We start from the raw sequence: 10211 nt of genomic DNA on the forward strand, positions 1-10211 counted from the left end.
TATAAGAAACAGTAAATAACCTTGCTTTTTGAAGCTTTTCTTCATGTCGAACTGTTTCCTCTTCAAGGGCAGAGCGATGAATGGCGATGTTTTCCTGTAGTTCCCTGACTGACAACTGAGAAGGGAGTGCTGAGGCAAGACTGGCTATCTGTCCTGAGAAATTGAGAAAGAACCTCGCACTATCCGCTTTTGAGAGAGCCCATCCACCTTCCACATCATTCCTGAGCATCAAGGGATTATCCATCTCAAGTTGGTAGATGAATGCATTCAGATCATAGAGGGTTACCTCAGCCGATGGGGCACTGAGAATCTGGCCGGTTCGGTCATTTGAGGTTTCAAACAAGACGATATCATGTACGGTGTTTCCCACTACTTCATTATTGACCAAGACCTTGTTGCCTATCGTATTCGTGGAGTTGCTGGCAAGTTCCAAGGTAGGAAGCTCTCTCATAAGACCGCTGTAGAGTTCACGATACTTCTTGGTACTCCAAGGGAGTGCCTTGTCTGCGGTAAGGAATGTCATGAATGAAAAGACCAGGGAGATGAGGATGATGGGTAGAAACACATGTTTCAATGATATCCCACTACTACGGATTGCGAGGATCTCATTGTTCCCCGAGAGGTCCCCGATTACCATGCTTGAAGCAGTGAGGCTGGAGAACGGGAATGTGTAGAGCAAAAACTGTGGGATTGAGAGCATTACCAGTTGGAATACTGAGAAATAATCCACCTGCTTGAGGAGTATCCGTTGGGCAATAAGAAGAATCTGGTTGATGAAAAAGATGAAAAAGAAAAAAAAGAACGCCACAATAAAGGAAAGGAGGTACTCCCTTCCTATGTGGCGATATACTAAGCTGAATCGTGCACCTTGCTTCAACGCTATACTCCCGTTGAACCAAAACCTCCACTTCCCCTTTCTGTAGCATCAAGCTCCATAGTCGGTAAAAAGGAGGCTTGTTCACACCGTGCGATAACCATCTGTGCGATACGGTCTCCTGTATGGATGACCACGTCCTTCTCCCCATGGTTGACCAAGAGGACAGCCACCTCTCCACGATAATCACTATCGATGGTACCAGGGCTGTTGAGAACGGTAATCCCATGTTTGGCAGCAAGCCCGCTTCTTGGCCTGACCTGTGCCTCATATCCAGGAGGAACCTGAATGCTCAACCCGGTGGGGATCTTTGCATAGGAACCTGCCTTAAGGAGTAAATCCTCCTCCAGGCAGGCCGAAAGATCAGCACCTGCACTTCTCTCCGTCCCATATACGGGAAGGAGAGCGTGCTCATTGAGCTTCTTGACCTTTACCGGAATCGAATGGCTCTCCATGTTATTTGGCATTGCCTTCGATTGCATCGATGTAACTCAGGTTCAAACGACCCTGACGGTCGATCTCGATAAGTTTCACCGGTACGGACTGGCCAACAGTGAGTACATCTTCGACGTTCTGGACACGAGTCTTGGCAAGCTTGGAAATATGGCAAAGCCCTTCCTTACCTGGCAGGATCTCGATAAAGGCACCGAAGTCCATGATCCTCTTAACGGTTCCCTGGTAGATTCTTCCTACTTCGGGTTCCTCAACGATGGACTGTACCAATTCCTTGGCCAGCTTAGCCGCAGCAGCATTCCTACCGAAGATGGTAATGGTCCCGTCATCAGCAATATTTACTTCTGCACCACTCTGGCTTGCAATTGCCTTGATCGTCTTACCACCGGTTCCGATGACAGCGCCGATCTTCTCAAGGTCAACCTTCATGGTCAGGATCTTGGGAGCGTATTCGTTGATCTCCTCACGAGGAGTCTTCAGGGTAGCTTCCATGATATTCAGGATATGGATTCTTCCTGCCTTGGCCTGTTCAAGCGCCTTCTTCATGATCTCAGGGGTAACACCGGCAATCTTGATATCCATCTGGAAAGCAGTGATACCTTCGCGGGATCCAGTTACCTTGAAGTCCATGTCGCCAAGGTGGTCCTCTTCACCGAGAATATCACTGAGTACCACATACTTGGAGTAATCAGCACCTTCGGTGATCAAGCCCATGGCAATACCGGCTACAGGAGTCTTTACAGGAACACCAGCATCCAGCAATGAAATACAACCACCACACACCGATGCCATGGATGAGGAGCCGTTTGACTCCATGATCTCACTGACAACACGGATGGTATAAGGGAATACATCCTTGGATGGGATGATAGCCTCCAGAGCTCTCTGGGCAAGGTGACCATGCCCAATCTCTCTTCTACCGGTGGAGAGCCTTCCGGTCTCACCAACACTGTAGGGAGGGAAGTTGTAGTGCAGCATAAAGGAACTGAAGGATTTCTCACCATCAATGGTATCAAACATTTGCTCATCACTGGAGGTACCAAGCGTGGTGACTGCCAAGGCCTGGGTCTCACCGCGGGTGAAGAGGGCTGAACCATGGGTTCTGGATAAGAGTCCAACCTCACAGGTGATCGGTCGAATTTCATCTACCTTCCTGCCATCGGTACGAACACCTTCGTTGAGGATGGAGGCGCGAAGAATCTCATATTCGAGGTCTTCGAAAAGCCCACCAAGCTGGCCTGGACGATTCTCGTCCTCAGCAATCAATTCAGCAAACTTTTCCTTCACCTGTTCATGCACCTCAGCAAGAGCAGCATAGCGCTCCATCTTGCCCTTGACGAAGGATGCTTCCTTGATCAGGGGATAGGCAAATGCTTTCACAGGCTCAAGCCAGGAAAGGTCAACTGTGCTCTCGATGATGGGGAGTTTCTCTTTTCCTGCAAGTTCACGAAGTTCAAGCTGTGCATCACAGAGTTTGGTGATGAAAGGCTGGGCAGTTGCGATTGCCTCAAGCATCACTTCTTCACTCACCTCTTTTGCACCACCTTCAACCATGGTAATCCCATCACGGGTACCAGCAACAACAATATCGAGTTCGCTCTTTACAATTTCACTGAAGGTAGGATTGACAATATACTTGCCATCAAGAAGTGAAATGCGTACAGCAGCAATAGGGCCACCGAATGGGATATCACTGATGGTAACTGCAGCACTTGCTGCATTCATGGCAATGATGTCGGGGGTGTTGTTCATGTCAGATGAGACTGCAGTGGGGACAATCTGGATTTCCCTACCGAAGGCCTTGTTGAACAGGGGGCGCATCGGACGGTCGATCAAGCGGCTGACGAGAATTTCCTTGTCCTTGGGGCGGGCTTCCCTCTTAAGGAATCCACCAGGGATCTTTCCTGCAGCATAATATTTTTCATTATACTCAACACTGAGTGGTACATAGTCCAGACCTTCATTGGGTTGTTTGCCACAGCAGACCGTTGCGATAACCGCACTCCCTTCATAATGGGCATAGACGGAGCCATTGGCTTGTTTGGCAATTTTTCCGGTTTCAAAAACCAGGTCGGAGTTACCAATCCGTACAGATACTTTCTTAACTTCCATTTTACTTTTTCCTTTCTTCGTTCTTTTTGTTCTTCCTTACTATATCATATAAATAGCTCCAACAGCCTGAAAAGCCATCGGAGCCATTCACACAAAATTACCGTGAAAACACCACCGTTATTTTCTCAGACCGAGGTCTGCGATCAGCGCACGGTAGGCGTCGATGTCATTGTTGCGCAGATACTTCAGAAGACGTCTGCGTTGTCCGACCATCTGCAACAACCCTCTTGTTCCAGCATGATCCTTAGGATTTGCCTTGAAGTGAATCTGCAGGTCGTTGATTCTGGCGGTCAACAAAGCAATCTGTGCCTGGGTTGATCCAGTGTTCTTCTCATCACCACCATACTTTGCGATGATTTCTTGTTTCTGTTCTTTCGAGATCATGAACTACTCCCCTTAGCAATTAAGCTAAGTCTTTTTGTACGTAACAGTTTCATATCCCACATTACCTCTTTTGGAATAATCAGAAGGTCTTCATCCCCTATGATTGTTTTCACAGGAACCTTCGTATCATCCGAAAGTGTAAGGTAGGCATCATACACGCCAGCCATCGGTAGCAATTGCATGAAGGAAGCCGTACGGTACAGCAGCCCGTCATCTGTAAACTTGGAGGGGTGAGCCACCAAATCCAACTCATACGGTCTGCCGAGCATACTTTGGATTTCTTCCAAAGCGCCCTTAAGAAGTTTTTTACGCACCAAGGTACTTGAAACAACCTCTCTTTTGTCGGTCTGGACAAAAGGAGGAACTTCCACAAATGCCCCAGGTGACAATCGGTTCAGATATTCCTGCAGCTGAACAGGTCCGGCACTTGACGCCGGGGCACCGCAGCGGAAATCTTCTCCGACAACCATCGCCTTGACTTGGCAAAAAGCACAAACCAAAGTTAGGAACTCCTCAGCTGTGAGTTTACTGAAATCAGCAGAAAAGTCAATGACTACCATATGGTTAACACCAAGATTGGCAAGGATTTCCTGCATTTGTCCTTCAGTGGTGAGCTTGGAATGGTATGGTTGGCTTTTCGTTGCCATCTTGGGATTTTTGTCGAAGGTAATCACCATACTCTCCCACTCATTTTCCTTGGCTAGTGAGATTGTACGGTCCAGAATGGTCAAGTGGCCACGGTGAAGACCATCGAATACACCGATGGAGACTACCATTGGTACCTGCCAGAGGACCGGATGAGCTGAAAGATGCATGAAATCATACCGTTTCATACTGCCTCCCCCCTGAAAACGGGTGTATTTGAGCAATCAGACGATTTTCCTCAATATTGGATACTGCTCGCAGGATACCATCCTTGCTGTACAAGGCACCAAAGACTGCATCCCTACCCTCCTTGATGCACGTCATCCTCTGGGGATAACCACCATTGGCTACACGAAACAATTCTGAATCAGGTATTTCAAATATACTGATGGTATCCAGTCTTTTCAGAAATGCATCAGTGTACTGCATGGAGGATACGAGTTCTTCTGTTTGTTTTGCATCTACCGCTTCATCAAGGGAAAACGGCCCAATGCTGGTTCTCGTCAAAGCAGTAAGGTATGCCCTACTTCCACACGCTTTTCCCAGATCCCTGGCAATACTTCGGATATAGGTGCCTTTTGATACATGGATGTCTGCAACAAGGACACCATCCTCATAGCTGATTGGGGTAAATGCATAAATGGTGATCGGTCGTTTTGGCATGACCACCTCCTTACCCTGCCTGACCAGCTTGCTTGCCCGTTTCCCATTGATATGCAAGGCACTATAGGCAGGGGGTTCCTGCTCTCCTTCCCCCACAAACGATGGAATGGCTTGCAAAATTGTTTCATAGGAAGGAATAGCCGATTCTGCTATCACCTCCCCTTCCGGGTCAAGGGTATCGGTCTCTCTTCCAAACTGGATATGGGCACGATACTGCTTGTCCATCTGGGAAAACAGGACGTTCAGTTTGGTCATACTGCCTGTCAACACAATCAAGAGTCCCTCTGCAAACTTATCAAGCGTACCAGCATGCCCTACTTTTGGGTCTATGGTACGCTTGATATCGTTAAGACTCGAAAAACTTGTCAGTCCCCGTTTCTTGTTGATGAGGAGAATACTAGCGTTCTTTCCCATCTTCCACCAATGAATCTATCAAGGCATTGATCTTTTGACCTTCTTTCAGAGAGATGTCTGCCTTGAATCTCAGTACAGGGGTATTCCGGGTTTTCAGGAATGCCCCTACACGTTTCTGAATGAATCCACTTGCTTTCTGCAACCCCGCAACACTCTCCTCAAGGCTCTTGTCATCAAGAACCGAGGAGATGAAGACGGTCGCATAGGCATTGTCCTGGGAGAGCTCCACCTTGCTTACCGAGCAAAGGGTGCTAACCAGGGGATTTTTCACCTCCCCTTTGACGATCAGCATGCTGATCGCCTCAGAGAGTTTTGCTTCTATTCGCTTCTGGCTATATTCACTCATGGTTGTTATTCACTTTTTGATACCAACTTGCGGGCGATCTCCTCAGTCTCTATGATCTCAAGGATATCTCCAACATGCAAGTCGTTGAAATTTTCAAGTCCAATACCACATTCAAAGCCTTCTGCAACTTCTCTCGCATCATCCTTGAACCGCTTCAAGCTCGAAATCTTGACTTTTTCGGAAGTGAGCTGGATATCTTCGCGGAAGACCCTTGCATAGGCATTTCTCTTGACCTTTCCACTGGTAACCATACATCCGGCAATCGTTCCAATTCTGGGTACCTTAAAGGTATCACGGACCTCAACAGTACCGATCTCAACCTCATGTACCTCAGGACTGAGCATACCTTCCATAGCACTTCTGATATCGTCTACCACATCATAGATGATGTTGTACTTACGGATCTCGATCTTCTCCTGGTCAGCAAGGACCTGGGCTCTTGGAGTCGGGCGTACATTGAACCCGATAACCAATGCCTCAGATGCACTGGCCAAGGTGACATCACTTTCAATGATTGCACCGGCACTTGCACGGATTACATTGAGATGGATCTCATCATTGGAGAGTTTCTGCAGTGCACCCTGCAAGGCCTCGACTGATCCCTGTACATCACCCTTGATGATGACATTGAACTCCTGGATGGTCCCTTCCTTGATCTTGGTGTAGAGATTGTCCAGGGTAACCTTCTTCACATTGCGGCTATCCCCGATTCTCTCAAGCTCCTGTCGTTTGTTACCAACCTGACGAGCCTGTCTCTCATCTTCGGTGACCTGGAACGGATCGCCTGCTCCCGGGATATCCGAGAGACCGATGATCTCAACAGGAGTGGAAGGACCAGCCTCCTCAATCTTTTTCCCCTTGTCATCAAACATGGCTCTAACACGGCCTGGATAAATACCGGCAACATAGTGATCTCCCTGTCTCAGGGTACCACGTTCGATCAAGATGGAGGCAACAATACCCCTACCCTGGTCGATTCTGCTTTCAATGATCTTTCCTTCAGCCCTGCAATTTGCATTGACTTTCAGTTCAAGCATTTCAGCTTCAAGGAGGATGGTATCAAGCAATTCGTCAATACCAATCTTCTTCAGTGCAGATATCTCACAATACAGTGTCTGTCCGCCCCATGCCTCAGGCATCAGGCCAAGGTCAGAGAGCTGTTGCATGACACGCTCAGGCTTAGCCTCAGGCAGATCACACTTGTTGATCGCTACAATGATGGGAACATTAGCTGCACGAGCGTGGTCAATAGCTTCACGGGTTTGCGGCATCACACCATCATTGGCTGCTACCACCAGAATGACAATATCAGTAACCTGCGCTCCACGGGCACGCATCATGGAGAATGCGGCGTGTCCAGGAGTATCAAGGAAGACAACCTCACCCTTTCCAGGGAGATCGACCTTGTAGGCTCCGATATGCTGGGTAATCCCACCATACTCACCTTCGGCAACCTTGGTGGAACGAATTGCATCAAGCAACTTGGTCTTACCATGGTCAACGTGTCCCATAACCGTCACGATTGGAGCACGATTAATCAGGTCCTCATCCTTGTCCGGATCACTAACGATCAGGGTTTCATCATAGAGGGAGACCAGATTAACCTGACAGTTGTATTCACTACAAATGATTTCAGCTGTTTCGTGGTCAATCTGTTGGTTGATGGTAACCATCATACCCATCTTAAGAAGCTTCGCTATGATCTCTCCAGCCTTCAAGTTCATCTTCTTTGCAAGGTCACTTACCGTAATGACCTCCATCATGTCAATGGACTTGGGTACTGCTGCAAGTTTGGCTGCTGCCTGTTGCTTGCGTCTCTGGATCTGGAATTCCTTCTCTTCTTCGGCATTCCGTTTCTTATACGTAGCGTTGTTTTTCTTTTTGAAGCTTTTCTTGTTGGTACGCTGGTTAACAGGAGCCATATCCTGCATAGGAGGTCGATTCCCTCCTCTACCTTGCGGTCCACCAAAGGGAGGACGGGGGCCACCAGGTCCTCTGAATCCAACACCACCGCCACTGCGTTGGAATGGAGCGCCACCCCTTGCAGGACCGTTCGGATTAGGCCTGTATCCACCAGGTCTGGCAGGTCCACGATTATCCTGGCCCTGATACCCACCTGCTCCAGCAGGTCTGGCTGGACCACGATTGTCCTGACCCTGATACCCACCCCTGTTGTTGTTGGGGCGGAATTGTGGTCTGGTCCCAGGAGCTGGACGTCCTCCAACCATTCCTGCTACACGTGGGCCGGAACTGGGGACCGGACTCTCTTTGGAAGAGATGCCACCAGGATTCTTATCCTGCAACTCCTTATGATCCTTGACCGTCAATCCCTGGTTGGGAACCGGTGGCAGATTAGTCGGCCTGATGACGACCGGACCGTTATGCAAGGGAGAAGAGGATAGGTTCTCTGACCCACTGTGACGATGGGCCTTTCGTACCACACTGCTTGTGCGGCCATCAGAAGCTGTCTTCTTCTTTTCAGATGCTTCCTTGCTGCCTTCATCCTTGGAGGTCTTCTTGCCTTCCTGCTTCTCATTCTCGGGCTTTTCAGCCTCCTTGCGAGCCTGAGGCTTTACCACGACTACCTTCTTCTTAACCACTACCACCCTACGCTTTTCAGCGGGAGCTTTTGGCTTGGACTCAGGTTCTTTGGCGGGACTCTTCTGCTCTTTGTTGTGTTCCGTAGGATTCACAACATGTTTGATCAACGTTGCTTTTGGCTTGTTATTCTCTTCCGACATTATTTCCTCTATAATTTACTCTACCTCAAATACCAGACCTGTACCACAGTTTGGGCACACATTCATATCCTCTGTGATGGAGGAACCACAATTGGGACAGACATACTCAGTCTCAGTTTCCTCTTCATCTTCAACGATATCAACGTACTCATTGATGGTATCCATGATTGCAATAATCTCTTCCTCGCTCAAATCACTGAAGCTCGCGAGATCCTCTTCGCTGAGATTGATGAACTCTTCAACACTATACACATCGTGGAAATGGAGTTTCTTCAGCAACATCTCATCCAAAGGAAGTTCAGAGAGGGCAATCTCATCCTCATCAACGAAGCTCTCCTCAGGAACAACCTCGCCTTCCTGTCCAATAATCACTTCCTCATCATTCTGGGCAACGAGTTCTTCACCATAGTACTCTTGCTCATCAAGGAAGATGCTTTCAGCCCTTGATCGGGCTTCCTTGGCAATATCCATCTCATCAAACTGAGCCTGGGTCTTCACATCAATCATCCAGTCGACCAACTTATTGGCCAGACGGACATTCAGACCCTGCTTACCAATGGCCAATGAGAGCTGGCTGTCTTCAACAATGGCAACTGCATGATAGATATTCTTGTCAAGAACCACTACATCCTTTACCTGCGCTGGGGAGAGCGCATTGCGGATATAGTTGATTGGGTTGGGATCGTAGCGAAGAATATCAATCTTCTCACCCTCTATCTCGCTCATGATAGTCTGAATTCGATTTCCCTTCAACCCAACACAGGCTCCGACAGGGTCAATATCGTCATTACGTGATGCAACGGCAACCTTTGTGCGGTATCCGGCTTCACGAACAATCTTGATGATATCAATCTGGTTCTGAGCAATTTCCGGTACTTCAACCTCGAAAAGCTTGCGAATCAATTCACTACTTGTTCTTGAAAGGATAACCCGAACTCCACGCTCAGCTTTCTCTACACTCTCAACATAGCATTTGATCTTATCATTGCTCTGGTAGCTTTCCCTGCTGGACTGGTTTCTCCTGGGAAGAAGGCCTTCAGTGCTGCCGATATCGACATAGATGTCGCCGGTTGGAGCCTGTCTCCTGTAATAACCGATGATCAACTGACCTTCTTTTGCCTTGAATTCACTGTACAGCGTATCCTTCTGGATATCACGAAAGCTCTGATGGGCACGTTGTTTTGCACTCTGTACACTGATACGGTCGAATTCCTTGAGGTCGACAGGAATGAGCAACTCATCACCAATCTCACACTCCTCGTGGATTTCCTTCGCTTCACTGAGAGGAATCTCAGTCACCTCATTGTACCATTCGTCATCATCGACAATCTGGCGTCTGCTTGCGAGCTCAACGCTGGTATAATCTTCACTGAACTCTATGACGGCATTCTCATCGGTACCGAATTTACGTTTGTACGCAGCACGGAGTATGTCCTCAATGGTGCTGATAACCAGCTCCTCGGAAATGCTCTTTTCCGCTACCATACTTCTAATAGCGTCACCAATTTCAGTTGCCATGTGAATTGTCCTCCCATCTATAGTCGAGTTTAGCCTTCTGGATAGAAGCCAACTCCACAAC

The 10211-nt window shown here is 48.2% G+C and carries 9 protein-coding genes; all 9 read right to left on the reverse strand.

Annotation, left to right across the window (positions count from 1 at the left end):
* Positions 1-877, reverse strand: an 877-nt coding sequence (locus tag JF818_RS12830; RefSeq protein ID WP_198892383.1) for an LptF/LptG family permease, incomplete at its 3' end; no start/stop codon positions are given.
* A gap of 2 nt (positions 878-879) precedes the next feature.
* The gene (gene dut / locus JF818_RS12835) at positions 880-1341 is read right to left on the reverse strand and encodes a dUTP diphosphatase (protein ID WP_233067781.1); all 462 of its coding nucleotides are present in this window, start codon (positions 1339-1341) and stop codon (positions 880-882) included.
* Positions 1331-3439, reverse strand: a complete 2109-nt coding sequence (gene pnp / locus JF818_RS12840; RefSeq protein WP_198892384.1) for a polyribonucleotide nucleotidyltransferase — start codon at positions 3437-3439, stop codon at positions 1331-1333. The genes dut and pnp overlap by 11 nt, the downstream gene beginning before the upstream one ends.
* A gap of 117 nt (positions 3440-3556) precedes the next feature.
* Positions 3557-3823, reverse strand: coding sequence for a 30S ribosomal protein S15 (gene rpsO, locus JF818_RS12845; RefSeq protein ID WP_198892385.1), 267 nt, complete (start codon positions 3821-3823; stop codon positions 3557-3559).
* A complete protein-coding gene (locus tag JF818_RS12850) occupies positions 3820-4656 on the reverse strand; it encodes an FAD synthetase family protein (protein WP_198892386.1) in 837 nt (278 codons plus the stop codon). Before JF818_RS12850 ends, rpsO begins: the two co-directional genes overlap by 4 nt.
* The gene (truB, locus tag JF818_RS12855) at positions 4643-5545 is read right to left on the reverse strand and encodes a tRNA pseudouridine(55) synthase TruB (RefSeq protein WP_198892387.1); all 903 of its coding nucleotides are present in this window, start codon (positions 5543-5545) and stop codon (positions 4643-4645) included. Before truB ends, JF818_RS12850 begins: the two co-directional genes overlap by 14 nt.
* Positions 5529-5891: a 30S ribosome-binding factor RbfA gene (gene rbfA, locus JF818_RS12860; protein ID WP_198892388.1), complete on the reverse strand. Its 363-nt coding sequence runs from the start codon at positions 5889-5891 to the stop codon at positions 5529-5531. Before rbfA ends, truB begins: the two co-directional genes overlap by 17 nt.
* A 5-nt stretch (positions 5892-5896) precedes the next feature.
* Complete coding sequence (infB, locus tag JF818_RS12865; protein WP_198892389.1) at positions 5897-8632, reverse strand: translation initiation factor IF-2; 2736 nt, start codon at positions 8630-8632, stop codon at positions 5897-5899.
* Positions 8633-8647: 15 nt separating this feature from the next.
* Positions 8648-10150 (reverse strand): transcription termination factor NusA, encoded by a 1503-nt coding sequence (gene nusA, locus JF818_RS12870; protein WP_198892390.1) that lies wholly within the window; start codon positions 10148-10150, stop codon positions 8648-8650.
* Positions 10151-10211: the final 61 nt, after the last annotated feature.

Origin of the sequence: Sphaerochaeta sp. S2, assembly GCF_016406725.1 — a bacterium.
Taxonomy (GTDB): domain Bacteria; phylum Spirochaetota; class Spirochaetia; order Sphaerochaetales; family Sphaerochaetaceae; genus Sphaerochaeta.